This is a genomic window from Rhizohabitans arisaemae (genome assembly GCF_025996515.1).
In the GTDB taxonomy this organism is placed as follows: Bacteria; Actinomycetota; Actinomycetes; order Streptosporangiales; family Streptosporangiaceae; genus Rhizohabitans; species Rhizohabitans arisaemae.
In genome coordinates this window covers 208,200-232,895 of record NZ_BLRH01000060.1, presented here as the reverse complement: position 1 = coordinate 232,895, position 24,696 = coordinate 208,200, and the positions used below count along the sequence as shown (strand labels likewise).

Below are 24,696 nucleotides of genomic sequence, written 5' to 3'. Positions count from 1 at the left end.
GTAGGTCAAGGAAGCTTGAACAAGCGGTTGTCTATATTAAAGTCAGATGAAATCGCTTGGTCTGTTGGGGGATACTTCGTTGCCTAATCCCATTTTGGGGAAATTTGGGCGGGATGAATAGGGAAAGTGGTGGGAGGAGGCGATATGGTCAGTAATGGTGGGGAGCTGATCCTCTACCGGACCGAGGATGGGCGGTCGCAGATCCAGTTGCGTGCAGTCGGCGGAACGGTCTGGCTGACCCAGGCGCAGATGGCCGAGCTCTTCGACACCACCGTGCAGAACATCAGCCAGCGTATCCAGGCGATCCTGGAGGACGGTGAACTCACAAAGGCAACAATCAACTCTGAGTTGATTGTTCGTCAGGAAGGGGCACGGCAGATTCAGCGAGAATTCCAGGTGTACAACCTGGACATGGTTCTCGCGGTCGGTTACCGGGTGCGTTCTCCGCGAGGAATCCAATTTCGGCAATGGGCTAGTACGATTCTCCGCGAATATCTCGCCAAAGGGTTCGTCCTCGACGACGCACGGCTCAAGGAGCCTGGCGGATTCGACTACTTCGACGAACTGCTTGAACGAATTCGGGAGATCCGTGCCTCGGAGAAGCGGTTCTACCAGAAGGTGCGAGACACGTTCGCCGCGACCAGCGTCGACTACGACAAGTCCTCGGACCTGGCTAGGACGTTCTTCGCGGGCATTCAGAACAGGCTGGTCTTCGCGGTCACCGGTCACACCGCCGCCGAGCTGAGCGTCAAGCGGGCGGATCCGGCCAAACCCAACATGGGACTCACCGCGTGGAAGGGCGGTCATGTCCGCAAGGGTGACGTCACGGTCTCGAAGAACTATCTGTCCTCCGATGAGATCACCACTTTGAACATGCTGACCACCCAGTTCCTGGACTTCGCCGAGCTGCGGGCCCCGGCGCAGACAGCAGATCACCATGGCGGAGTGGGTGGAGGCGACGGACCGCTTCGTCGCGATGAACGACATGGAGGTCCTCTTCGGTCCGGGGCAGGTGGCCAGCGAGGATGCCATCGCCATCGCCCACGATCGGTTCACCGATTTCGACACCCAGCGGCGGGCGCTGGAGACGGCCCGCGCCGACGAAGAGGCCGAACAGGAGTTTCGCGAACTCCTGGCCGATGCCGATGCGGGTCTGCTCGACGAACTCGAAAAGGCCGAGAACGAGGTGGAAAGGCGGCATCACCGCTTCACCGACGACGATTGAGGCCGACACCCGGTTGGAGGGGGCGAACAAACCGGCGCCGCCGCTCCCGGACGACCGGCTGCGCGCCCGTACGGCTTGATCCTCCGGCCGGGTTTGGCGGCGGCGGGTACTGTTGCGTGGCATGGGTGACAGGCGCGGGGCGCAGCTGGAGTACTCCGAGCTGCAGTCGGCGATGCTGGACGAGGCGAAGCGCCGCCGGAAAGCGCAGAAGATAATCGCGATTTTGCGGCATTTTCTCGGGCGTGAGGACCTGTCCGGGCTGACCGTGGCGGATGTCGGTTGTTCGGCGGGGTTCATCGCGGACGAGCTGGCGAAGGCGGGCGCGAGCCGTACCGTCGGGTTCGACATCGACGTGCCGGGGCTGCGGAAGGCGCACGAGCGGTTCGGCGGCGCGGTGGAGTTCGTCTGCGCCGACGGAACATCCCTCCCGATTCCCGATAAATCCCTAGACGTCGTGGTCTTCAACCACATCTACGAGCACGTCGTGAACCCGGATGCGGTGTTAAAGGAGATCCACCGGGTGCTCGCCGACGACGGGGTGCTCTACCTCGGGCTCGGCAACCGGCTCGGGATCATGGAACCGCACTACAAGCTCCCGTTCCTTTCCTATCTTCCGCCGGGGCTCGCCGACCGGTACGTCCGGCTCACCGGCCGGGCCGACCACTACTACGAGCGGTTCCGCACCCGGCCGGGATTGCGGCGGATGCTCCGGGGCTTCAGGGTGTGGGACTACTCCCTCCCGGCGATCGTCGAGCCCACGCGTTTCGCCGCCACCGACACACCCGCCGCCGCGCTGCTCTCCCGCGTTCCCTCGGCGGTCCTGCGCAGCCTGATCCCGATCATGCCGACCTATCTCTGGGTGGCGACCAAGAACCCGGGCAGACCCCGAGGCCCCCGGCTCAGCCGGCCGCCGGAGCCCGTCCGAACCCGATGACCAAGCCGACCCGGCGTACGGCCCTGCGGGCCGCCTTCGTCGTCGTGGCGCTCGGCCTCGGCGGCTACGCGGTGGCCGACCAGTGGCCCCAGGTGCGCGAGGGGCTCGCCCGGCTCTCCGTGCCGCTCCTGGTCGGCTCGCTGGCCGCCGTGCTGGTCGCGCTCGCCGCGAGCATGCTGGTCTGGCGGGCGCTCCTGGCCGACCTGGGCTCGCCCCTGCCGGTCCGCCCCGCGGCGCGGGTGTTCTTCCTCGGCCAGCTCGGCAAGTACCTCCCCGGCTCGCTGTGGCCGCTTCTCGCCCAGATGGAACTGGGCCGGGATCTCGGGGTGCCCCGGCCGCGGAGCGCCGCCGCGTTCGTGCTGGGGATGCTGGTGTTCCTCGGGTCGGGGATCGCGGTCGGCGTGATCGCCGCGGGCACGGCGCTCACCCACCATCCCTGGCTCCTGGCGCTCCTCCCACCGCTTCTGCTCGCCCTGCACCCCCGGGTGGTCGACGCCGTCGTCGGGGCGGCGCTGCGGCGGCTCGGCAAGGCGCCGCTGGAGCGTCCGCTCACCTGGGGCGGCGTCCTGCGCGCGGCGGGGTGGGCCGGGGTGGCGTGGCTGGCGTACGGGACGCACCTCGCGCTGCTGGCGTGGGGGCTCGGCGCGCGGGGGCCGGGTGTGCTGGTCCTGGCGACGGGGGCGTTCGCGCTGGCGTGGGCGGCGGGCCTGATCGTGGTCGTCGCCCCGGCGGGGCTGGGGGTTCGTGAGGTGGTGCTCGTCGCCGCGCTCGCCCCGGTTCTGGAGGAGGGGTCGACGCTTATCGCCGCTTTGTGCTCCCGTTTGATCGTCACGGTCGGTGATTTGCTCTGTGCCCTTCTCGCGGTCACAGCCTCGAAACGGCGGCGTGATTTCGGCCACTTTTCCGGTGGCTCTGGCAATAGGGTGGACGGTGAGGGGGAAGGCGGACACGCTTCCCCGAAGGCGTAGTGGATCTTGAGGGGAGCGATCCAGAGTGGCGCCTCGAGTGCTTGTGGACGCCGCTGCGGTGCCCGCCGATCGCGGGGCATTGATCAGGTATGTCGACGGACTCGTCGGCGGCCTCGACCGCGCGGGTGCCGACTTCGCCGTAGCCTGCCAGCGTGCCGACGCCGAGCGGTACGGGCGCCTGGCGCCGTCCGCCAGGATCGTGACCGGCCCGCCCGCCATCACCCACCGGGCCGTCCGGCTCGCCTGGGAGCAGACCGGCCTGCCGGTGCTCGCCCGTCGGATCGGCGCCGAGGTCATCCACGCCCCGTTCTACTCGATTCCGATCCGCTCGGGCCTGCCCACCGTCGTCACGGTGCACGACGTCACCGCCTTCACCGAGTCCGCGCAGCACAGCGCCGTGAAGGCCTCGTTCTTCCGCTCGGCCACCAAGGCGTCCGTCCGGCACGCGGCCCGGGTGATCACTCCCTCCAAGGCGACCCGGGACGAGCTGCTCCGGGTGCTCTCGGCGGACGCCACCCGGATCGACGTCGCCTATCACGGGGTGGACCCGGACCTGTTCCACGTGCCCTCCGCGGCGGAGATCGGCCACCTCGCCGAGCGGCTCGGGTTGCACGGCCACGCCTATGTCGCGTTCCTCGGCATGCCGTCCCCGCGTAAGAACGTTCCCAATCTCATCCGGGGCTTCGCCCGGGCCGTGGCCGGGCTGCCGGATCCGCCCGCGCTCGTCCTCGGCGGCGGAGGCGGCTGGGACGACGACGTGGCCGCCGTCCTCGGCGACCTGCCGTGCGGTGTACGGATCGTCCGGCCCGGCTATCTGCCCTTCGCCGACCTCGCCGGGTTCTTCGGGGGTGCCACGGTCGTGGCGTTCCCCTCGCTGAGCGAAGGCTTCGGCATGCCGGTCCTGGAGGCGATGGCGTGCGGAGCTCCGGTGCTCACCACGGCCCGCGCCTCGCTGCCCGAGGTGGGGGGCGACGCGGTCGCCTACACCGAGCCGGACGCGGCCGCCATCGGAGAGGCGCTGCGGTCGCTGCTGACCGATCCGGCACGCCGTAAGCTGCTGAGTGAAGCTGGCTCCGCCAGATCCCGGGAGTTCACCTGGGACGCGTCGGCGGAGGCCCACCTGATCAGTTACGAGCGCGCCACGGAGAGGTGAGGCCCGGTTTTTCCGGGTGGCCATGAAGGAGCGGAGCTGGCGGGAGCGGGGCCCGCTCGACATCCCGCTGACCTTGAGCCCGCACTCGCACGGCGGCGGGGACCCGGTCTGGCGGCGTACGGCCGACGGCGACTTCTGGCGGGTGTGCCGCACGCCGGACGGCCCGGGCACACTGCGGATCCGTCCCCGTCCCGCGGAAGGCGCGGTGCACGGCGAGGCGTACGGCCCCGGCGCCGACTGGCTGCTGGAGACGATGCCGGCGCTCCTCGGCGCCGAGGACGATGTCACGGAATTTCACGACATGCTCAAGCGGGTCGTCGCCGTGGGCGGGTCGGGTGGCCCACGTCACGGCTTGATCAGGGAGGCCGCCGCGCGACACGCCGGGCTTCGCATCGGCCGTACCGGACGTCTGTTCGAGGCGCTCGCACCCGCGATCCTTGAGCAGAAGGTCGTCGGGCAGGAGGCGTGGCGTGCCTGGCGCCATCTGCTGCGCCGGTACGGCGAGGTGGCACCCGGACCCGCCCCCGAGGGGATGCGGGTGCCCCCCGCGCCTGAGGTGTGGCGAACGATCCCGTCGTGGGAATGGCATCGAGCGGGCGCCGAGGCCGTACGGGGACGGACGATCATCACTGCGGCCAGGGTGGCGGCGAAGCTGGAGGCGGCGGGGAACCGGGATGCGGATCGGCTGCTGCGGGCCCTTCCCGGCATCGGCGTGTGGACGTCGGCGGAGACCCGCCAGCGCGCGCACGGGGATCCGGACGCGGTCTCGGTGGGCGACTACCACCTGTCGTCGCTGGTCGGATGGGTGCTGATCGGGCGCAAAGTCGACGACGACGGGATGCTTGAGCTGCTCGAACCGTTTCGCGGGCAGCGGTACCGGGTCACCCGTCTGATCGAGCTGACCGGGTTGCGGCCCCCGGCTCGGGGGCCGCGGATGGCGCCCAGGGACTACCGGTCGATCTGAACCCCGGGGTCTGCGTCAGTGGCACGGCTGCGCGATCGCGGCCGCCGCACGCGTCTTGCGGGCCGGGCGCGGCTTGCGGCGCAGGGCCCGTACGGCGCTGAATCGCGGGGCGTGGAACGCGTCGGGCTGCCAGTCGCGGCTGTCGCGCGAGTCGGCGCCCAGCAGGGGGACGATCACGGCGAGGAGGACGAACAGGGTGATGAGTAGCCAGGTCATGGTCTCTCTCCAAGGGGCTTGCCGAGGCCTCCGCCGCCGAGGTGGGCGGGGTGTCTCCGGCGTCTAAGTAAATTGTGCGCCCGTCAACCATTTACGTCTATCGAGACTTTCTGCACATGACTCATTAGCGTTGCTGAACTTTCGGGATACCGGCCCCGGTATGGGTGGCCCCGCTGAAAGGCGGTCTTTTCCAGCGTCGTAGTGTGCAGTTCATGAGCATTCCAGGGGGAACCCCGACTGAGGCGGCGCTCCGTCGGGCGCTTGCACGAGCCCGTGACGGCAAGACGCTGGACGTCACCGAGGCGACGGTGCTGTTGCACGCGCGCGGTGAACACCTGGAGACCCTGTTGGGCTACGCCTCACGTCTGCGCGACGCGGGTCTGGCGCACGTGGGGAGGGAAGGGATCATCACCTACAGCCGGAAGGTGTTCATCCCCCTGACCCGACTTTGTCGCGATAAATGCGGATATTGCACGTTCGCTGTGGCGCCGGCGAAGGTGCCCTCGGCCTTCCTCCCCCCCGACGAGGTGCTGGAGATCGCCCGGCAGGGCGCGGCCCTGGGATGCAAGGAGGCGCTGTTCACGCTGGGGGACCGGCCGGAGGACCGCTGGCACCAGGCCCGTGACTGGCTCGACGCGCACGGGTACGACGACACGCTGTCCTACGTACGCGCCATGGCGATCCGCGTGCTTGAGGAGACCGGGCTGCTCCCGCACCTGAACCCGGGGGTTCTCACCTGGCGCGACTTCCAGCGGCTCAAGCCCGTCTCGCCCTCCATGGGCATGATGCTGGAGACGACCTCCGAGGAGCTGTTCACCCGGAAGGGCGCACCGCACCACGGTTCGCCGGACAAGGACCCCAAAGTGCGGCTGCGCGTCCTGGAGGACGCCGGACGGTCCAACGTCCCCTTCACCACCGGCATCCTCATCGGCATCGGGGAGACGATGGCCGATCGGGCGGAATCGATCTTCGCGCTCCGGCGGATCGCCCGGGAGTACCACGGCATCCAAGAGATCATCGTCCAGAACTTCCGGGCCAAGCCCGACACCGCCATGCGGGGGATGCCGGACGCCGAGCTGGCCGAACTCGCCGCGACCATCGCTGTGACCCGGCTCGTGCTCGGCGCCAGGATGCGGGTCCAGGCCCCGCCGAACCTGGTGGACTCCGAATACGAGCTCATGATCAGGGCGGGCATCGACGACTGGGGCGGCGTCTCCCCGCTCACCCCGGACCACGTCAACCCCGAGCGCCCCTGGCCGCAGATCGAGGAGCTGGCGCGTCGTACGGCCGAGGCGGGCTTCCTGCTCAAGGAGCGCCTGACCATCTATCCCGAGTACCTGAAGGCCGGCGAGCCGTGGCTCGACCCGCGGCTGGTCGAGCACGTCGGCGCGCTCGCCGACCCCGCCACCGGGCTCGCCCGCGAGGACGCGGTGCCGCAGGGGCGGCCCTGGCAGGAGCCGGACGGGGGGTTCGAATCCGCCGGGCGGGTCGACCTCCACGTCGGGGTGGACACCGAGGGCCGCAGCGCCGACCGCAGGGACGACTTCGACTCCGTCTACGGGGACTGGGACGAGCTCCGTACCAGGCTCCCCAAGGAATCGGCGGAGGCCCCACGCCGGGGAGTCGCCGATCCGGAGGTCGCCGCGGCGCTCCGCCAGGCCGAAGCGGACCCGGCCGGGCTCACCGACGCCCAGGCGCTCACGCTGATCACCGCGGACGGCGACGCGCTCGAGGCCGTGGTCACCCTCGCCGACGGGCTGCGCAGGGACGCCGTCGGGGACGACGTCACCTACGTCGTCAACCGGAACATCAACTTCACCAACGTCTGCTACACCGGCTGCCGGTTCTGCGCGTTCGCGCAGCGCCGGACCGACGCCGACGCCTACACCCTCTCCCTGGACCAGGTCGCCGACCGGGCCGAGGAAGGCTGGCTGGCCGGGGCGACCGAGGTCTGCATGCAAGGCGGTATCCACCCGGACCTGCCGGGCACCGCCTACTTCGACATCGCCAGGGCGGTCAAGGCGCGCTGCCCCGAGATGCACGTCCACGCCTTCTCCCCGATGGAAGTGATCAACGGCGCGAGCCGGACGAACCTCTCCATCGCGGACTGGCTGACCGCGGCCCGTGAAGCCGGGGTCGACTCACTCCCCGGCACCGCCGCCGAGATCCTCGACGACGACGTCCGCTGGGTGCTCACCAAGGGCAAGCTGCCCACCAGGGAGTGGATCGAGGTGATCACGACCGCGCACCGGATCGGACTCCCCACCACCGCCACGATGATGTACGGACACGTCGACACCCCCGCCCACTGGGTGGCCCACCTGCGGCTCATCCGCGACCTCCAGCGGCAGACCGGCGGGTTCACCGAGTTCGTGCTCCTGCCGTTCGTCCACCACAGCGCGCCCATCTACCTCGCAGGCATCGCCAGGCCCGGGCCGACCCCCCGCGACAACCGGGCCGTGCACGCCCTCGCCAGGATCATGCTCCACGGATCGATCAAGAACATCCAGTGCTCCTGGGTGAAACTCCAGGACGAGCTCTGCCGTTCCGTCCTGGTCGGCGGGGTCAACGACCTCGGCGGCACCCTCATGGAGGAGACGATCAGCCGGATGGCCGGATCCGAGAACGGCTCCTACAAGACCATCGGTGAGATAGCCGCGATGGTCGAGCCCACCGGCCGGCCGCTCCGCCAGCGACTCACCACCTACGGCGAGGTCCCGGCCGAACGCCGGGCCGCGGCCGCCGCCAGCGACGGCGTCTGCCAAAGCGTCCGCCGCAAACCGCTCATCCCCCTCACCGACCGCGCCGTCTAGCCACCCGTGGACGTGCGGTACCCCGTTAGGCACGATCGGGCTTACAAGAACAGTATTTTTTGATATTGACCGCGGCGGTTCGCGCCGGACAAAGAGCGTCCGACGCGAACCGCCGCGCGCATTCGCCCGTCGCAGAGAGCGCGACGTGCGAAGTGCGGACGTAGCGCCTCGGGCACCTAAGATCCAGCCGTGCTTACCACCCGAACCCGGGAACCCCGTAAGAAATTGCCCGGGTCGTTCCTACCGGCTTGGGCACGTGCGCGCTCGAAACGCCCCCGCGTCTGGACTGAGGAAGGCGTCGTCGCGCCAGCGGCGGCGCCTGACGAGGGAAGACGCGGGTTACTGGCGTTTCGAGCCGGCCGAGCGGAGGCTCGGCCAGATAATACTGGTCTTTACGGCGACTTCTCTTAACACGGTTAGGACGTTCCGGTTGTAACCCCGGCCACTCTTACAACCCGGATCGGGAAAGCTCGTAAGAGAACCATAGGCTTGTCGGCTTTGGCCTTGATTGGCTTGTGCTTACGGCTTGGGCACGTGCGCGCTCGAAACGCCCCCGCGTCTGGACTGAGTGTTTTTGGGTCGCGCCAGCGGCCCAAAAACAGGAGGGAAGACGCGGGTTACCGGCGTTTCGAGCCGGCCGAGCGGAGGCTCGGCCAGATAATACTGGTCCTTAACCTCGACTTCTCTTAACACGGTCAGCACGTTCCGGTTGTAACCCCGGCCACACTTACAACCCAGGCCGGGAAAGCCCGTAAGAAACCTCAGGACTATCGGCTTTCGCCTTGCCGGCTCATGCCTACCGGACCTCGATGTAGGCGTCGGCGGGGCGGGGCGGGCGGTGGCGGGGCGGGGCGGCGGCGTGGCCGACGGCGACGGCGCCCATGGGTTCCCAGTGGGCGGGGAGGTCGAGGACTTCGCGGACCGCGGGCCGGCAGAACATGGTCGAGGAGACCCAGGCGGAGGCGAGCCCTTCGACGGCGAGGTGGACGAGGAAGTTCTGGACGCCCGCTCCGGTGGCGACGACGAACATCTCGCGCTCGGCGCTGAGCCGCCGGGGGTCGGGGTAGTTGTGCGAGCCGTCGAGCACCATGCAGGGGACGGCCAGGTAGGGGGCGTTGCGCAGGACCTCGCCGCGCCGTACCCGCTTGGTGATCGATTCTTCGCTGAAGCCGTCGGCGCGCAGGTCGGCGATCCAGGCGGCGAGCATGGCGTCGAGCAGGCTCTTGCGGGCCCCGGCCGACTCCAGCAGGACGAACCGCCAGGGGGTGGTGTGGTGGGGGGCGGGCGCGGTGAGGGCGGCGGCGACGGCCCGCCTGACCGCGGCCCCGTCCACGGGGGCGGTGGAGAACTCGCGGATGGTACGGCGGGCGCCGAGGACGTCGGCGGACCCGTACCGGAACAGGTCCTCGTCGGCGGGCCGGATCATGGGTCGTACGCCTTCGCCGTCTTCCTCGGTGGCGTAGGAGGCGAGGCCGCGGACGACCGCGACGGGGACGCCGTCGAGCTTGCCCTTCACCAGTTCGCCCGCGGCGGCGATCTCGTCGGCGACGGCGACGATGGTGGCGACCAGGGGGTTGCCGTGTCCGTCGGAGGTTCCGCGCAGGTCGACGAGGCCGGTGACCCCGGCGGAGCCGATGGCGACGTCGGTGAGGCCGACGCGCCAGGGGCGTCCCATCGTGTCGGAGACGATCACGCCGACGTCGACGCCGAGCCGGTCGGCGAGTCCGGCGCGGATCCGGCGGGCCGAGTGGTCGGAGTCTTCGGGGAGGAGCAGGACGGTGCCGGGTTCGGTGTTGGAGGCGTCGACGCCGGCGGCGGCCATGACGAAGCCGTGGCGGGTCTGCGCGATCACGGTCTCGCCGCGTCTGGCGACGACCCGGTCGGTCTCGGAGTCGATGATGTCGGCCCGGCTGCCTTGGCGGATCCGGCCTTCGGCCTTGCTGACCACCTTCGAGGTGATCACGAGGATGTCCCCGTCGGCCAGGGTCGGTTCGGCGGCTGCGATCAGCTCGGCGAGGTCGTCGCCGGGACGTACCTCGGGGATGCCGGTGATTCCCCAGATCGTCAGGGTCGAGGCCCGGTCCGGCGCGGGCGCGGGGTCGGCGATCGTCTCGCTCATCTGAGTTCCTCCGCGAGTTCGAGGGCGGCCCGAGCGATCTCGGCGGCCGATTCCACGTCGTGCATGATCAATGGGCGGGGCCGGGTGGCGATTCCCGCCACGTTCGTCTCGTCGCCTTCCGCGATCAGCCAGCCGTCGAGCAGGCTTGGGCCGTACAGCTCGGCGACGGCCTGCGCGGTGGTCTCCACCCCGATCGCGGTGAGGCAGGCGTCGGCCATCCCCCGGACCGGGGCGCCGCCGACGATGGGGGAGACCCCGATCACGGTCTTCTCCTCCAGGGCGGATCGGATGCCGGGGATCTGGAGGATCGTCCCGATGCTGACCACGGGGTTGGAGGGCGGTAGCAGCACCACGTCGGCCTGCGCGATCGCGTCGAGCACCCCGGGGGCCGGTTTGGCGTCGTCGGCGCCGACCAGGATGATCGCCTGCGCGGGTACGGACGCCCGGAGCCGTACCCACCACTCCTGGAAGTGGATCGCCTTGCGGCGCGGCGGGGAGCCGTCCGCGGATTCGTCGATCACCACATGGGTCTCGGCCCGGTCGTCGGTCATCGGCAGCAGGGTGACGCCGGGCCGCCAGCGGTCGCAGAGCGCCCGGGTGACGGCCGACAGGGGGTAGCCGGCGCCGAGCATCTGCGTGCGCACGATGTGGGTGGCGAAGTCGCGGTCGCCGAGCCCGAACCATTGGGGCTCCACCCCGTAGGCGGCGAGTTCCTCCTTGACGGCGAACGTCTCGCCGGTCCGGCCCCAGCCCTGCTCCTCGTGGATGCCGCCGCCGAGGGTGTACATGACGGTGTCGAGGTCGGGGCAGATCCGCAGGCCGTACAGGTTGATGTCGTCGCCGGTGTTGCCGATGACGGTGATCTCCGCGTCGGGTGCGGCCGCCTTGAGACCGCGCAGAAAGCGGGCTCCGCCGATCCCGCCGGCCAGGGACACAATGTGCATGCGCCAAGTGTCCCAGCAGCCGATCGGCGGCGTCGTTCCGGGGGTTTACCAGACGAAAGTGCACATGAGCGCTTCGTGATCTTCGAGGTTGCCCAACGTTTAAGTGACTGATGTGCCAAACTTCCCAAGTGCCGGGGTTACCTGGTAAAGACGGACCCTTGGGGGATCTTGTGCGAACCATGGAGCCCGACAAGCTGCGTGAACCGGCGGTTTGGGCGCTACTTGTGACAGCGTCTGCGAGCATTCTCGTCAGCCTCGGACGGCTGTTCTTCGGAGAGACCAGCCTCATCGGCGATGAGGTCATTCCTTTCGGAACCCGAGCAAGCGGGGCACTCCACACCCTGCTCGGGCCGGTCACCGCAGCCCTCCTCCTCGGATCCGTGCTCCTCGCGACCCGCATCGGGGAGCCGATCCCCCGGGCGCGCCTGGTCGTCTACGGCGCACTCGGGGCACTCGGCCTCTCCACGCTCTTCGGCGCGATCTCCCTGCTCGGTGTGTTGTTCTCCGGTGAGGTCTCCGGCCGGAACAAGTTCGAGACCTTCCTCGTCGGCGTGCCGCAGCTGGCCCTGGTCGTCTTCGCCGCGCTGTTCACCCTCGGCCTCGCCGGTGGCGTCGCGGGCGCGGCCGCGGTACGGCCGCCGGGGCGCAGGCGCTCCGGCGAGCAGATGCCGGGCGCCTTCCCACCCGCCGGGTACCCGCAGGCCGGCTACCCCGCCCCCGGGTACCAGCAGGACGGCTACCCGCAGCCGCCGCAGGCCCCGGCCCAGCCGGTTCCCCCGCCGCAGGCGCAGCCGTGGGCCTCGGGGTACCCCCAGCCCGCCGCCCCGCCCCAGCCGCAGCCCGCACCCATGCAGCCGCCGGCACCGGCCGCCCACCAGCCGCCCCCGCCGGCCGCCCACCAGCCGCCGCCTCCCGCGCCGCAGCCCGCCCAGCCCGCCCTGCCCCCGCCGCCGGAGGCCACGGTCGTGGTGGACCTCGGTCCGGAGCAGCCCCAGCAGCAGGACGACTTCGACTACCTCTTCCGCGGCAAGGACGACCAGTACGAGGAGCCCGTGCCCGCGGCCGAGCACCCGATGGCCGAGCAGATCCGGCACGAGCAGATGGCCCAGGCCTACCACCAGGCCCAGGGCTACCAGAACATCGGTGCCCCCGCCCCCCAGTACGGGGGCGCCTACCCGCCGCCCGCGCCGGAGGCTCCGCCGTCGCCGTACGGGCACCAGGACCCCTACCAGCAGCCGCAGGCGTACGGCTCGGGTACGGGCCCGGCCGCCCAGGGCACGGAGCACATGTACACCACCGGCCAGGTCGCGCCGGGGTTCGCCCAGCCGGGTTACGGCCAGCCCCCGCCGCCCCAGCCCGCCCCGGGCTTCGGCGAGGTCCACCCTCCGCCGGCCCCCGATCCGCTGCAGCAGCCCTGGTCGGAGCAGGCGCGGGCCCAATCCGCCGGCGTGCCCATGGGCGACTCCACGATCTCGCTGGACCCGGCCACCGCACACCGCTACGTCGCCGAGGCGCAGGAGGCGGCGAGGTCCGCCTACGGTCAGGGCGATCCGTACGGCGACGCCGGCCAGGCGCCGTACCCCTCCCCGGAGCAGGCCGCACAGCCGAACCCGGCCGCGTACACGCAGGCGTATCCGGTGATGGGCGAGCACGCTCAGTACGCGCAGCCGTACCCCCAGGGCTATCCGCAGACCGGGCAGGGCTATTCGCCGCAGGGGCACGTCCCGGCCGGCCACGGCGGTTCCCCGCAGTCGGACACGCTCACCCCGACGGCCATCCACCGCCCGGGGCAGGACCCGTTGAACACCCATGCCGCCGACCCCGCCGACGGCTCCCAGGAGTGGTACGGCGCCGATCGCCAGGACGGGCGCCAGGGGCGCTGAATCGGCCGGACTTTCCGGTAAAACCTCGTCCTGACCTCAGTCAACCGAAGGTGATCCACGGGTCTGGAACCTAGATGGGCCGGGGGAAGCGCGTCTTTCCCCGGATACCACCGTGCCGCTTGACGCGCACAGTGACACGCGCGTGTAATTACAGCTGTGTTGTTTGGCCTCCCGAGGGTGGGTACGAGGGAGGCGTGAAGGGGGCTCCATAACGGGCGGCAGGAGGTGGGCTGTGACCGACCAGGTCATGGGACAGACGCCCGGTGCTGAGGATCTAGGTTGGCAGGAGCGTGCCCTGTGCGCGCAAACCGACCCGGAGGCGTTCTTCCCGGAGAAGGGCGGCTCCACCCGAGAGGCGAAAAAGGTGTGCCGTTCGTGTGAAGTGCGAGCGGAGTGCCTTGAATACGCGCTCGAACACGACGAGCGATTCGGAATCTGGGGTGGGCTGTCCGAGCGGGAGCGCCGCAGGATCAAGCGCCAGGCGAGTTGATATATGGATGAGGTCCGGCCGCCGCGTACGCAGGCGGCCGGACTCATCACATAATGAACACTCCACGCCTAGCCGGGTCCCCGGTGCCGTATCGTTGTCGGGCGCGCCCTCCAGGCGCGACCGTGGTCCGGCCCACACCGCCACGGGAAACTCACCATCCCCCGGAACCTCGTGTCTGCGTATTCAACACGTCACGTCGTCACCGCGGTCGTGGTCTCACACGACGGCGCCCGATGGCTGCCGGAGACTCTGGATGGGTTGCTGCGCCAGACGCGGCCCGTCGACCGCGTCATCGCCGTGGACAACGGCAGTCGCGACCGCAGCCTGGAGATCTACACCGAGGGATTCGCCGGTCAGGTGGTCCCGCACGCGGTCCTCAGCCTGCCCCGTTCCACGGGCTTCGGCGAAGGGGTGCGCCAGGCACTCGAACATCCGCTGGCCAGGCCCCATCCCTCCGGTGAGTGGATCTGGCTGCTCCACGACGACTGCACCCCGGACGAGGGCGCGCTGGAGTTCCTGCTCCGCGCGGCCGAGCTGGATCCGCGGGCGAGCGTGCTCGGCCCCAAGCTCTGCGACTGGATGGACCGCCGGGTACTGATCGAGGTCGGCGTCACGATCGACAAGGCGGGCCGGCGGGAGACCGGCCTGGAGTGGCGTGAGTTCGACCAGGGGCAGCACGACGGCGTCCGCGAGGTGCTCTCCGTCTCCACCGCCGGCATGCTCATCCGGCGCGAGGTCTGGGAGGAGCTGGGCGGGCTCGACCCCGATCTTCCGCTCTTCCGCGACGACCTGGACCTGTGCTGGCGGGCCCAGGCCGCCGGGCACAAGGTGCTCGTCGTCACCGACGCGGTCGCCTGGCACGCCGAGGCCTCCGCGCGCCGCCGGCGGCGGATCACCTTCACCGCCGACCACCCCCGGCGGCTCGACCGCCGCAACGCCATGTACGTCCTCGCGGCCAACCTGCCGCTCCGCAACCTCATCTGGGCGCTGCTGCGCAACGTCTTCGGCTCGCTGCTGCGCACGCTGGTGTACCTGTTCGCCAAGCAGCCGGCGAACGCGCTCGACGAGGCGCTCGCCGTCGGCTCCCTCGTGTTCAAGCCGTGGCGGCTGCTCCGGGCCAGGAGCCGGCGATCGAAGGTCCGCGCCCACGGCTACACCGCGATCAAGCCGTTCCTGCCGCCACCGGGGGAGGCCTTCCGGCGGCTCGGGGACATGGTCCGCGGCTTCTTCGCCGGCTCCGGCCCGGTGGATTCGGCGGGCCGCCACCACGCGGTCGTGGCCTCGCCCGACGAGGACGACGGGGCGGCCTTCCTCGCCGACTCCGGGGTACTGCGGCGGATCTTCACCAGCCCCGGCGTCCTGCTCTGCCTGGGCCTGCTGACGGTCACGTTGGTCGCGGAGAGATCCCTGATCTTCGGGGGCACGCTCGGCGGCGGCGCCCTGGTGCCCGTCATCGGCGGTGCCTCCGACCTGTGGAACCTCTACACCTCCACCTTCCACGAGGTCAGCATCGGCTCCGCCGAGGTCGCCCCGCCGTACGTCGGGGTGCTCGCGCTGCTGAGCACGCTGTTCCTCGGCAAGACCTGGCTCGTGGTCAGCGTCCTGCTCCTCGGCTGCGTACCGCTGGCCGGGCTCACCGCCTACCTCGCCACCAAGCGGATGATCCCGTATCTGCCGGCCCAGATCTGGCTCGCCGCGTCGTACGCGCTGCTGCCCGTGGCCACCGGCGCCGTCGCGGCCGGACGGCTCGGGACCGCCGTGGTGCTGGTCCTCCTCCCCGTCTACGCCCTGCTGGCGCAGCTCCTCCTCACCGGCTCGCGCCGGGCGGCCTGGGGCCTTGGCCTCCTTCTCGCCGTGGGCACCGCCTTCGCGCCGCTGGTCTGGCTCCTCGCCGCGGTGCTGGGATTCCTCGCGCTCCTCGCGTTCGGCGGACTGCGCAAGGGGGTCGCCACCTCGCTGCTGATCGCGGTGACCACCCCCGTCGTGCTGCTGCTCCCCTGGATCCTCCGGCTGTTCGCAGAACCCCTCCAGTTCCTGCTCGAAGCCGGGCTGCACAGCGAGGAGCTCGTCGACCCCCGGCTCTCGGCCGAGGCGCTGCTGCTGCTGAGCCCGGGCGGGCCCGGCATGCCGCCCACCTGGACGACCGCCGGTCTGATCGCCGTCGCGCTGATGGCCCTGCTCATGCGGAGCCAGCGGCTGGTCAGCGCGAGCGGCTGGGGCCTGGCGGTCTTCGGGGTGCTGGTGGCGCTGCTCACCAGCCGGCAGCCGGTGACGCCGCTCGCCGGAGGGCCCGAGGCGACGGCCTGGCCGGGCGTGGCGCTCGGGTTCGCCGCCCTGGGGGTGCTCGTCGCCGCCGCGGTCACCGCGCACCGGATCTCCGAGCTGCGGGCGGAAGGGGGGATCCGCAAGATCATCGCCACCGCGGTCGCGGTGATCGCCTGCGCGGCCCCGCTGCTCGCGGCCGGAACCTGGGTCACGATCGGGGTCTCCGGCCCGTTGAACCGGGACAACGCCGAGGTCGTGCCCGCGATCGTGGCGGCCAAGTCCACCGCGGGCGAGCGGACGCTGGTGCTGCGGGCCGGCGACGAGGGCACCCTGTTCTACACGGTGCTGCGCGGCCGGGATCCGATCATCGGCGAGACGGAGATCCCGGTGCCCGCCGCGGCCCGGCAGCGGATCAGCGCCGCCGTCGGGGGGCTGGTGTCGGGGCGGGGCGGCGAGGACGTGCGGGTCCTGGCCTCGTTCGGCGTCCAGTACGTCGTGGTCTCCGGCCCCGGGACCGCGCAGTCGCTGAAGCGGACGCTGGACTCCCAGCCCACGCTGACCCGCAAGAGCATCACCGAGACGACAGGGCTCTGGCAGCTCACCGAGACCGCCTCCCGGCTCAGCCTGGTCGACGGGGACGGCCGCCGCCTCGCCACCCTGCCCCCGCACGGGCCGGTCACGGTCGAGCCCGGGGAGGGCACGCGGACGGTGGTCCTCGCCGAACCCGCGGACGACGCCTGGCGGGCGACGCTCGACGGCAGGCCGCTCCCGGGGAAGACGGTCGACACCTGGGCGCAGGGGTTCGAGGTGCCGTCCACCGGGGGCAAGCTGGAGATCGTCAGGGATGATTTCTGGCGCGGCGTCTGGCTGTGGGGGCAGGGGCTCCTCGCGTTCGTCGTGCTGGTGCTCGCGCTTCCCGGCGGGCGTAGCTCGGACGCGGCGCTCGAACAGGACGAGAAGGAGCGGCAGGCCTTGGAGCTGGTCGGATGAGCAGGCAGCGCAAGACCGGTCTGGTCGGCAACCGTTTCGGGCTGTTCGGGCTGGTCGTGGTCGCCATGATCGCGCTGTACGGCGCGGCGCGGATCTCCCAGCCGGAGGTGCCGGAATGGACGCCTCCGCCGGTCCTGACCAAAGTCGCCGTGGAGTCGGTGCGGACGGTGTGTCCTGATCTGTTTCAGGGCAGGACGGCGGTGCTCACCCCCGCCGGCGCCGGCACGGGGAACGGGCGCGCAGAGATCCGCGGGATCGGGCAGAAGACCCCGCTCGCCGTGGTCGAGAGTCCGGGGCGGATGTGGGTCAAGGACCTCAAGGGGCTCGTGCCCGCACTCACCGTCAGCGCCACCGGGGTGATGGCCTCGGGCCTTGAGGTCGGCCAGCTCAGCCGGGTCGTCACGGGCGTGGAACGGGGTCTGGCGGGCCTGCGGTGCATCGAGCCGGGTACGAGCACCTGGTTCGTCGGCCCGGGCCCCTCCGCGGCCGATGTGACGCTCCATCTGACCAACGCCGACACGGTGCCCGCGATGGTCGGATTCGCGGTCTACTCGGGGGAGGGACCGGTCCTCACCGAGAGCACCCAGGGAATGACCGTCGAGCCGGGCAAGAGCCGGATCGTCCGACTGCGCGACCTCGCCCCGAGCGCGGACGCCGCGGCGGTCCAGGTGAGCACCACCAGCGGGCGGATCGCCGCCGCGGCACGCGTCGCCTACCCCGGCGACAAGGGCGTCGACTGGATCCCCCCGGCGGTGGAGCCGAACACGACCGTGATCGTGCCCGCGGTGCCCAAGGGGGGCGGCCTGCGGCGGCTCTACGTCACCGCGCCCGGGGACAAGGACACGGTCGTGCGGATCAAGGTCGTCACCTCGGACTCCATGTACACCCCCAAGGGCCATGAGCGGATCGACGTGCCCGCCGGCTCCACGGTCGTGACCGACCTCACCACCGCCCTCGCCGGACAGGCGGGCGCGCTCCAGCTCAGCGCCGACGTGCCGATCGTGGCGGGGATGATGAGCACGGGGACCGGCGCCAAGCAGGACGTCGCCTTCAGCGCCGCCTCCCCCTCGATCGACCTGGGCAGCGTGACGCTGGGCAACCGGGGGCCGTCGCGGCTCGTCCTCTCGGCCCCGCTCACCAACGCCAAGGTGTCGGTCCAGGTGATCCCGGCCCGGGGTGCCCCGCTCCCGGCCAAGGAGGTCGAGGTGCCGGTCCATCGGACCGTACAGGTCGACATCCCGGCGCCGCGGGGCAGCGAGGGGGCGTACGCCATCGTGGTGAACCCGGTGCGGGACTCGGGCCCGGTGTACGGCGGTCGCGTGCTTGAGGAGCGGACCCCCGAGGGACAGCTCATCACGATTCAGCCGCTTGCCATGGCCCGCACGTGGGCACTTGTCCCTCAAGTGGTGGATACGATGATCGCTGCGATTCCGCCTGCGCAGATCGGGCGCTGAGCGGTCGTGGACCGGTGTACGAGGAGCGTGGGCTGCCCGGGATGAGCGCGTCGAAACGTCCGAGAAGACGTGATCGCCACGGCCGGGGGATGCGGGGTCCCCTCGGTCCCTCCCATGTGCCGATCAGCAGGACCCGGGGCCAGCGCTTCGACGATCTCGTCCTGGACGCGGTGGACCGGCTCAAGCCCCGCTGGGGGAGTCAGCTGGCGGCCGTGGAGTTCGCGGTGGAGGAGGTGCCCCCGGTCGCGGAGCTCACCGACATCCCGGAGCGGTCGGCCGTCCCGCTGAGCCGGCTCCAGCCCGCCGTCGACTCCGACCCGAACATCATCGTGGTGTACCGCCGTCCGATCGAGGCACGGGCGGGCGATCGCGACCAGCTCGGCGCACTCGTCCACGATGTCGTGGTGGAGGAGGTCGCCAACCTTCTCGGTCTCAGTCCGGAGACGATCGACCCCGGTTGGGATGAGCGGCATTAACCCTTCTGTCGGTAAAGCTCTAGTAGATCACGGGAGTAGTCGGGTCCGGAATGTGGCGACACGCTCGATATAAGTGGGCCGGGTGGTGGAAACTCAGTCCAGGACCGTATACGGTCCCTCCGTGAGCCCCGTCCGCAGCTGTTCCCGTACCGCCTGCAGGCAGCAAGCAGTCTTCACGCTCACGTACGTGTACGCCGATTCGACCGCAGTCCTTGGCCCCCTGGCGACGTACGTCGAGCCACATTGCTATGACCTGTGCGCGGAGCACGCCGAGCGGCTCACCGCTCCCCGTGGCTGGGAGGTCGTCCGGCTGCCCTCGGAAGCCGGGCAGCCCAGCAGCGACGATCTGGAAGCCCTCGCCAACGCCGTCCGGGAGGCGGCCAGGCCCGCCCAGTCACCCGGTTCCGAGCCCGTCGGCCAAGGGGTCGAAGTGGGCCGTAGAGGCCACCTGCGCGTCCTGCGCTCGGCCCCCAAGCCTCCTCGCCGTGAGCGCTGAGCCAAGCCGGTCCGGGTAGGCTCATCGTCACCGAGGACGGACGACATCATGAGGGCGGAGCGGAGTGGGCGACCTCGCCAAGATCTTCAAGGCTTATGACATTCGAGGCGTCGTGCCGACCGAGCTCGACGAGGAGATCGCGGAAGCGGTGGGCGCGGCCTTCACCGACGTGACGGGCGCCTCGGCGGTGGTGATCGCCCACGACATGCGCGCCTCGTCCGCGCCGCTCGCCGCGGCCTTCGCCCGGGGCGTGACCGCCCGCGGGGCCGACGTGGTGCACGCCGGGCTCGGCTCGACCGACATGCTCTACTACGCGAGCGGCACGCTGGGCCTGCCCGGGGTGATGCTCACGGCCAGCCACAACCCCGCCGAATACAACGGCATGAAGCTGTGCCGGGGCGGCGCCGTGCCGATCGGCCGGGACACCGGTCTCACCGAGATCCGCGACCGGACGGCCGAGATCCTCGCCTCCGGGGCCGGGCCCGCGGCCGCCGTCCTCGGTACGGTGACCGTCCGGGACGTGCTCGCCGGTTACGCCGCCCACCTGAAGACGCTCGTCGAGCTGACCGGCATCCGGCCGCTCAAGGTCGTGGTCGACGCGGGCAACGGCATGGGCGGCCACACCGTCCCCGCGGTCTTCGCCGGATTGCCGATCGACCTCGTCCCCCTCTACTTCGAGCTCGACGGCACGTTCCCCAACCACGAGGCGAACCCGCTGGAGCCGGCGAACATCCTGGATCTGCGCGAGGCGGTGGTCGAGCACGGGGCCGACCTCGGCATCGCCTTCGACGGGGACGCCGACCGATGCTGGGTGGTCGACGAGCGGGGTGAGTCGGTCTCCCCGTCGACGGTCACCGCGCTCGTCGCCGTACGGGAACTCGCCCGCCACCCCGGATCGACGATCATCCACAATCTGATCACCTCGGCCGCGGTACCGGAGATCGTCAAAGAGCACGGCGGGATCCCGGCGCGCACCCGGGTCGGCCACTCGTTCATCAAGGCGGAGATGGCCGGGCACGGGGCGGTGTTCGGCGGGGAGCACTCGGCGCACTACTACTTCCGCGACTTCTGGTACGCGGACTCGGGCATGCTCGCCGCGTTGCACGTGCTCGCCGCGCTCGGCGAGCAGGATCGGCCGCTGTCGGAGCTGCTCGCCCGGTACACGCGCTACGCGGCCTCCGGTGAGATCAACAGCCGGGTCGCCGACGCCTCCGCCGCCCTCGACGCGGTCCGCGGATCCTACGCCGATCGACCCGGGACGACCTTCGACGAACTGGACGGGCTTACCGTTTTCGGACCGGGCTGGTGGTTCAACCTGCGGCCCTCCAACACCGAGCCCCTGCTTCGTCTCAACGCGGAGGCCGCCGACACCCGCAAGATGGCGGAGATCCGCGACGAAGTCCTCGCCATCGTAAGGAGTTGACGACTGTGAAAATAGATTCGTGGCTGCTGGACATCCTCGCCTGCCCCGAGTGCAAGTCACCGCTGCGCGCGGAGGAGAAGAGCGACGAGCTGGTCTGCACCTCGCCGACCTGTGGGCTGATCTATCCGGTGCGTGACGACATCCCGGTGCTCCTGGTCGACGAGGCCCGCCGTCCGTGATCGGTTTCGAAGAGACCTCCCGCTTCGACACGGCCCGATTCGACGACGACGCGAGCCGGTCCGCCGGTGACCCGTCGGGCATGCTGCGCGCGGTCGCCTCCTCGGCGGCACAGGTCAGGGAGTCGTATCGGAACGCGATGGAGGCGGGGGTCGGGTCCCTCGCCGAGATGGGCCGTCCCCGGTCCATCGTCGTCGCCGGGATGGGCGGCTCGGCCATCTCCGGTGACGTGCTCGCCGCGGTCTGCGGCACCGGGTGCCCGATCCCGATCGTCCCGGTGCGCTCCTACCGCCTGCCCGGCTGGGTGGGCGCCGCCGACCTGGTGATGGCCGTCTCGTGCTCGGGGCGGACCGAGGAGACCCTGATCACGGCACGGGAGGCGGTACGGCGGGGGTCCCGCCTCATGGCGGTGGGCCGGGCCGGCTCGCCGCTGGCTCAGATCGCCGCCCAGGCGCGGGGCCTGTTCGTGCCGGTGACCGCGGCTGCGGGACAGCCGAGGGCGACGTTCTGGGGGCTCACCGTCCCCCTGATCGCCGCGGCCCGGCGGCTGGGTCTGGCGCAGGTGGACGAGGACGTCTACGAGACGACCGCGAAACAGCTGGAGGCGATCGCCCACCGGTGCCGGCCGGGCAGCGACGGCTTCATCAACCCCGGTAAGACCTTGGCCGCCCGGATCGCCGGGTCCATCCCGATGGTCTGGGGGACATCGCCGCTCGCCGCCGCGGCGGCCTACCGGTTCTCCTGCCAGCTCAACGAGAACGCCAAGTACCCGGCCATCTGGGGGGAGATCCCGGAGGCGCAGCACAATCAGATCGTCGCCTTCGACGGACCGCTGGTCGGCCGGGACTTCGGTCCGCAGGAGTCGGTACGGCTCAGCCTCGTGCTCCTGCGCGACACCGACGAGCACCCCCAGGTGGTCAAGCGGCGGGAGGCGTTGACGGAGCTGGCCCGCGATCGCGGTGTGCCGGTGCACGAGATCGTGGCCGAAGGCACCCACCCGCTGGAGCGTCTCGCGAGCCTGGTCTGTCTGGGAGACTTCGCCAGTGTCTATCTAGGAATCGGCTACGGTATCGATCCGACCCCGGTCGAGGCGATCGAGGAGATCAAGTCGAGGATCACGCGGTAGAACCGTGTGGACGATGTGAAGGTGGACGGTGAGATATGAGCGCCAGCGGTGGTACCAAGGCGATCGTCGCCGCGTTGCTGGCCAACGGGGCCATCGCGGTGGCGAAGTTCGTGGCCTATGTTTTCACGGGGTCCTCTTCGATGCTCGCCGAGGCCGTCCACTCGGTCGCGGACGCCGGTAACCAGGCGCTGCTGCTGGTCGGCGGGCGGCGGGCGGCCAGGGACCGGACGCCGCAGCACCCCTTCGGGTACGGCCGGGAGCGCTACTTCTACGCGTTCGTCGTCGCGGTGGTCCTCTTCACCATCGGTGCGATCTTCTCCCTCTACGAGGGCTGGCACAAGATCAGCGACCCGCACCCGGTGGAGTCCCCCCAGTGGGCCTTCGGCGTCCTCATCTTCGCGATCATCGCGGAGATCTTCTCCTTCCGCACCGCGATCCGCGAGTCCAACCTGGTCCGGGGGAACCAGTCCTGGATCTCCTTCATCCGCAGGTCCAAGGCCCCCGAGCTCCCCGTCGTCCTCCTGGAGGACCTCGGCGCCCTGCTCGGACTGATCTTCGCCCTCTTCGGCGTCTCGATGGCCGTGATCACCGGCGACGGCGTCTGGGACGGCGTCGGGACCTTGATGATCGGTGTGCTCCTCGCGGTGATCGCCGTGGTCCTCGCCCTGGAGACCAAGTCCCTGCTGATCGGCGAAGGAGCCTCACCGGAGTCCGAGCAGCGCATCGTCGCGGCCCTGGAGGGCAGCCCGGAGGTCTCCCGCCTCATCCACCTGCGCACCCTGCACCTCGGCCCCGAGGAACTCCTCGTCGCCGCCAAGATCGCGGTCAGGCACGACGACACGGCCGCCGCCATCGCCGCGGGCATCGACGCCGCCGAACGCCGCATCCGCGAGGCCGAGCCCATGGCCCGCGTCATCTACCTCGAACCCGACATCTACCAATCCTCACCGGCCGAATCTCGATAACCCGCGTGCACCGAGATCGCCCGGCGGTCCGTGTGGTCCGGGCCGCCGTATTCGGCTCAGCCAAGCTGCCGCCCGAATCGGTCGACGGAGGCGGCGAGAGTCCGGTCGATCACCTCGACGATTTCCGGCCAACGCTCGTCCACCCGGTCGCTGAAGACCAACGTCACACTGTCGTGCGGCGTCGGCTCAAAGCAGCGCGTCGGCGACGTTGGTTCCTCCTCATCGGCTACCGGCCGAATGAGGACCTCGGCGTAGGTCGTGAGCACCAGGACCCCGGTCTCGCCGTGTCCGGACTTCTGTACGGCCGCCAGGTACCGCAGCGTGTGATCTAGGACCCGGATGTTCAACCGTACCCACCAGCTACCGCTGGTGAGGTTGGTGTAGAAGTCCACCCTGTTTGCGGTGTAGATGAGTTGATTACGCCAGTATCCGGCCCGGTCACTCGGGGGTGAGGCATGGTCGGTGGTGGCCCTGGCCGTCGGGTCCACGGCGGCAAAGGCCGTCCGTATCCCTTCGCCTAGGCCACCGAGGTAGTCGATCACCCGCTCATGCACGCTGTCAGCGAGGGAGACCAGGGTTCTTATCCGGTCCGCGTCCTGGCGTCGGCGCAAGTCATTGAGTCGTGCGGCGTAAGCCTTGGCGACACCCACGGCTCCGGTGATCGCAGGTGTGGTGAGCACGGGTTGCTCCAGTTCGGAGCGGAGGGCCACGATCTCCAGCCGGGCGAACAGCCGGATCAGTGGGCCCAGGTCACCGTCGTTGGCGGCGTCCAGGGCCTCGATGTAGGACGCACGCTGTGACCTGTCCACGACAAGCGGTGCGTAGCCGGCACGGAGGAGTACGAGCAGAGTGAGCGCTCGGGCCACCCGCCCGTTCCCATCTTCAAACGGATGGATCCGGATGAATCGATGATGGATCCATGCGGCCCTGACCACGGGGTGCGCGTCCTCGGTCTCCCCATGGAACTCCAGAAGAGACTCCATCTGGGACTGAACATGCTCGGGAGGGGTGTATTCGAGACGACTTCCGTCGGCCCGGTCGACATGATTGGCCTGCTGCTTCCAGGCGCCGTGGTTGAGTTTGGCGTGGAAGGCCCGTCCGAATTGGTCGCGGGCTTCATAGGTGGCCTGGTGGCTGGTGATCGCCTCGTGCAGCTGCCGGATGAAGTGGAGGGATAGGTCTCGTTTGCCGCGCGCCTCGGCGGCAAGAAACTCCAGGGCGTTGTATTGCGAGCGGATGATTTCCAGGGTGTTGTCGCTGATGCCCCCATCCCGGGACGCGGCGTCCAGGGTGAGACCCTCGGCGACGAGGGCGACCGTCACTCCCCAGTCGACGTCGTAGAGTCGCTCGATGATCCCGGTCTCGATCGCGTGGCGCCGCAGGCTGCGTTGCCGGGCCGCCAGAAACTCCTCCTGGGAGGTGCCCTTGAGCCAGTCCTCCCAAGCTCCCCGGAGTGCGTCGACGGAGGCAAGGATCGAACCGACGTCGCCGTTGACCGGCGGCATGGGGTCGACCTCGCACCACGAGAGATCCTTCACCATGTCTTCAGGTTATGGGGTGGCAGGGCACCGTGCCGCCGTGTGCCGGATTCCGGCGGTGCTCCGCGAGCTTTGGC

Annotated in this window: 20 protein-coding genes and 1 pseudogene; 17 read left to right on the top strand and 4 right to left on the bottom strand. The window is 70.2% G+C overall.

Annotated features, from left to right (window positions below):
• Window positions 1-144: 144 nt before the first annotated feature.
• From rhuM to RUR_RS29510, 6 genes and pseudogenes are all read left to right on the top strand, one after another.
• Window positions 145-864 (top strand): annotated as a pseudogene (gene rhuM / locus RUR_RS29535) (RhuM family protein); the annotation flags it as partial.
• A 73-nt stretch (window positions 865-937) separates the two neighbouring features.
• Window positions 938-1,225 carry a hypothetical protein gene (locus RUR_RS29530; RefSeq protein WP_283139897.1) on the top strand — a complete coding sequence of 96 codons (288 nt, stop codon included), beginning with the start codon at window positions 938-940 and terminating at the stop codon, window positions 1,223-1,225.
• Between the two features lie 121 nt (window positions 1,226-1,346).
• Window positions 1,347-2,159, top strand: a complete 813-nt coding sequence (locus tag RUR_RS29525) for a class I SAM-dependent methyltransferase (RefSeq protein ID WP_283138497.1) — start codon at window positions 1,347-1,349, stop codon at window positions 2,157-2,159.
• The gene (locus tag RUR_RS29520) at window positions 2,156-3,127 is read left to right on the top strand and encodes a lysylphosphatidylglycerol synthase domain-containing protein (protein ID WP_283138496.1); all 972 of its coding nucleotides are present in this window, start codon (window positions 2,156-2,158) and stop codon (window positions 3,125-3,127) included. The genes RUR_RS29525 and RUR_RS29520 overlap by 4 nt, the downstream gene beginning before the upstream one ends.
• A 25-nt stretch (window positions 3,128-3,152) precedes the next feature.
• The gene (locus RUR_RS29515; protein ID WP_283138495.1) at window positions 3,153-4,280 is read left to right on the top strand and encodes a glycosyltransferase family 4 protein; all 1,128 of its coding nucleotides are present in this window, start codon (window positions 3,153-3,155) and stop codon (window positions 4,278-4,280) included.
• A 22-nt stretch (window positions 4,281-4,302) separates the two neighbouring features.
• Window positions 4,303-5,244: a DNA-3-methyladenine glycosylase family protein gene (locus RUR_RS29510; protein WP_283138494.1), complete on the top strand. Its 942-nt coding sequence runs from the start codon at window positions 4,303-4,305 to the stop codon at window positions 5,242-5,244.
• Window positions 5,245-5,259: 15 nt separating this feature from the next.
• Here RUR_RS29510 and RUR_RS29505 read toward each other — a convergent pair whose 3' ends face one another.
• Window positions 5,260-5,460 carry a hypothetical protein gene (locus tag RUR_RS29505; protein ID WP_283138493.1) on the bottom strand — a complete coding sequence of 67 codons (201 nt, stop codon included), beginning with the start codon at window positions 5,458-5,460 and terminating at the stop codon, window positions 5,260-5,262.
• A gap of 212 nt (window positions 5,461-5,672) precedes the next feature.
• On the opposite strand from RUR_RS29505, the gene RUR_RS29500 reads away from it, so the two are divergent.
• The gene (locus tag RUR_RS29500) at window positions 5,673-8,273 is read left to right on the top strand and encodes a bifunctional FO biosynthesis protein CofGH (protein ID WP_283138492.1); all 2,601 of its coding nucleotides are present in this window, start codon (window positions 5,673-5,675) and stop codon (window positions 8,271-8,273) included.
• Between the two features lie 796 nt (window positions 8,274-9,069).
• Here RUR_RS29500 and RUR_RS29495 read toward each other — a convergent pair.
• Window positions 9,070-10,392 carry a coenzyme F420-0:L-glutamate ligase gene (locus RUR_RS29495; protein ID WP_283138491.1) on the bottom strand — a complete coding sequence of 441 codons (1,323 nt, stop codon included), beginning with the start codon at window positions 10,390-10,392 and terminating at the stop codon, window positions 9,070-9,072.
• Window positions 10,389-11,336 carry a 2-phospho-L-lactate transferase gene (gene cofD / locus RUR_RS29490; RefSeq protein WP_283138490.1) on the bottom strand — a complete coding sequence of 316 codons (948 nt, stop codon included), beginning with the start codon at window positions 11,334-11,336 and terminating at the stop codon, window positions 10,389-10,391. The genes RUR_RS29495 and cofD overlap by 4 nt, the downstream gene beginning before the upstream one ends.
• 224 nt (window positions 11,337-11,560) lie before the next feature.
• Here cofD and RUR_RS29485 point away from each other — a divergent pair, with 224 nt between their 5' ends.
• The 10 genes from RUR_RS29485 (at window position 11,561) to RUR_RS29440 (ending at window position 23,081) form a co-directional block, all read left to right on the top strand.
• Complete coding sequence (locus tag RUR_RS29485) at window positions 11,561-13,219, top strand: hypothetical protein (protein ID WP_283138489.1); 1,659 nt, start codon at window positions 11,561-11,563, stop codon at window positions 13,217-13,219.
• 247 nt (window positions 13,220-13,466) lie between these two features.
• Entirely contained in the window at window positions 13,467-13,709 is a 243-nt protein-coding gene (locus RUR_RS29480) for a WhiB family transcriptional regulator (RefSeq protein WP_283139836.1), read from the top strand.
• A 171-nt stretch (window positions 13,710-13,880) separates the two neighbouring features.
• Window positions 13,881-16,964: a glycosyltransferase family 2 protein gene (locus RUR_RS29475; RefSeq protein ID WP_283138488.1), complete on the top strand. Its 3,084-nt coding sequence runs from the start codon at window positions 13,881-13,883 to the stop codon at window positions 16,962-16,964.
• Window positions 16,961-18,418: a DUF5719 family protein gene (locus tag RUR_RS29470; RefSeq protein ID WP_283138487.1), complete on the top strand. Its 1,458-nt coding sequence runs from the start codon at window positions 16,961-16,963 to the stop codon at window positions 18,416-18,418. The genes RUR_RS29475 and RUR_RS29470 overlap by 4 nt, the downstream gene beginning before the upstream one ends.
• An 89-nt stretch (window positions 18,419-18,507) precedes the next feature.
• Entirely contained in the window at window positions 18,508-18,894 is a 387-nt protein-coding gene (locus tag RUR_RS29465) for a metallopeptidase family protein (protein ID WP_283138486.1), read from the top strand.
• A gap of 121 nt (window positions 18,895-19,015) precedes the next feature.
• On the top strand, window positions 19,016-19,390 hold the full coding sequence (locus RUR_RS29460; RefSeq protein WP_283138485.1) for a DUF3499 domain-containing protein: 375 nt from the start codon (window positions 19,016-19,018) through the stop codon (window positions 19,388-19,390).
• 64 nt (window positions 19,391-19,454) lie between these two features.
• Window positions 19,455-20,813 carry a phosphomannomutase/phosphoglucomutase gene (locus RUR_RS29455; protein ID WP_283138484.1) on the top strand — a complete coding sequence of 453 codons (1,359 nt, stop codon included), beginning with the start codon at window positions 19,455-19,457 and terminating at the stop codon, window positions 20,811-20,813.
• A 5-nt stretch (window positions 20,814-20,818) separates the two neighbouring features.
• Window positions 20,819-20,992 (top strand): Trm112 family protein, encoded by a 174-nt coding sequence (locus tag RUR_RS29450; RefSeq protein ID WP_283138483.1) that lies wholly within the window; start codon window positions 20,819-20,821, stop codon window positions 20,990-20,992.
• On the top strand, window positions 20,989-22,116 hold the full coding sequence (locus tag RUR_RS29445; protein ID WP_283138482.1) for a bifunctional phosphoglucose/phosphomannose isomerase: 1,128 nt from the start codon (window positions 20,989-20,991) through the stop codon (window positions 22,114-22,116). The genes RUR_RS29450 and RUR_RS29445 overlap by 4 nt, the downstream gene beginning before the upstream one ends.
• Window positions 22,117-22,151: 35 nt before the next feature.
• Window positions 22,152-23,081: a cation diffusion facilitator family transporter gene (locus RUR_RS29440; protein ID WP_283138481.1), complete on the top strand. Its 930-nt coding sequence runs from the start codon at window positions 22,152-22,154 to the stop codon at window positions 23,079-23,081.
• 56 nt (window positions 23,082-23,137) lie between these two features.
• Here the strand turns inward: RUR_RS29440 and RUR_RS29435 are convergent, their stop codons facing one another.
• Window positions 23,138-24,622, bottom strand: coding sequence for a Fic family protein (locus tag RUR_RS29435; protein ID WP_283138480.1), 1,485 nt, complete (start codon window positions 24,620-24,622; stop codon window positions 23,138-23,140).
• Window positions 24,623-24,696: the final 74 nt, after the last annotated feature.

Bases quoted from the DNA above. Each gene is read 5' to 3' on its own strand.
- RUR_RS29530 (WP_283139897.1), top strand. From the start codon at position 938: ATGGCGGAGTGGGTGGAGGCGACGGACCGCTTCGTCGCGATGAACGAC.
- RUR_RS29525 (WP_283138497.1), top strand. From the start codon at position 1,347: ATGGGTGACAGGCGCGGGGCGCAGCTGGAGTACTCCGAGCTGCAGTCG.
- RUR_RS29520 (WP_283138496.1), top strand. From the start codon at position 2,156: ATGACCAAGCCGACCCGGCGTACGGCCCTGCGGGCCGCCTTCGTCGTC.
- RUR_RS29510 (WP_283138494.1), top strand. From the start codon at position 4,303: ATGAAGGAGCGGAGCTGGCGGGAGCGGGGCCCGCTCGACATCCCGCTG.
- RUR_RS29505 (WP_283138493.1), bottom strand. From the start codon at position 5,460: ATGACCTGGCTACTCATCACCCTGTTCGTCCTCCTCGCCGTGATCGTC.
- RUR_RS29500 (WP_283138492.1), top strand. From the start codon at position 5,673: ATGAGCATTCCAGGGGGAACCCCGACTGAGGCGGCGCTCCGTCGGGCG.
- RUR_RS29495 (WP_283138491.1), bottom strand. From the start codon at position 10,392: ATGAGCGAGACGATCGCCGACCCCGCGCCCGCGCCGGACCGGGCCTCG.
- cofD (WP_283138490.1), bottom strand. From the start codon at position 11,336: ATGCACATTGTGTCCCTGGCCGGCGGGATCGGCGGAGCCCGCTTTCTG.
- RUR_RS29480 (WP_283139836.1), top strand. From the start codon at position 13,467: ATGGGACAGACGCCCGGTGCTGAGGATCTAGGTTGGCAGGAGCGTGCC.
- RUR_RS29470 (WP_283138487.1), top strand. From the start codon at position 16,961: ATGAGCAGGCAGCGCAAGACCGGTCTGGTCGGCAACCGTTTCGGGCTG.
- RUR_RS29465 (WP_283138486.1), top strand. From the start codon at position 18,508: ATGCGGGGTCCCCTCGGTCCCTCCCATGTGCCGATCAGCAGGACCCGG.
- RUR_RS29440 (WP_283138481.1), top strand. From the start codon at position 22,152: ATGAGCGCCAGCGGTGGTACCAAGGCGATCGTCGCCGCGTTGCTGGCC.
- RUR_RS29435 (WP_283138480.1), bottom strand. From the start codon at position 24,622: ATGGTGAAGGATCTCTCGTGGTGCGAGGTCGACCCCATGCCGCCGGTC.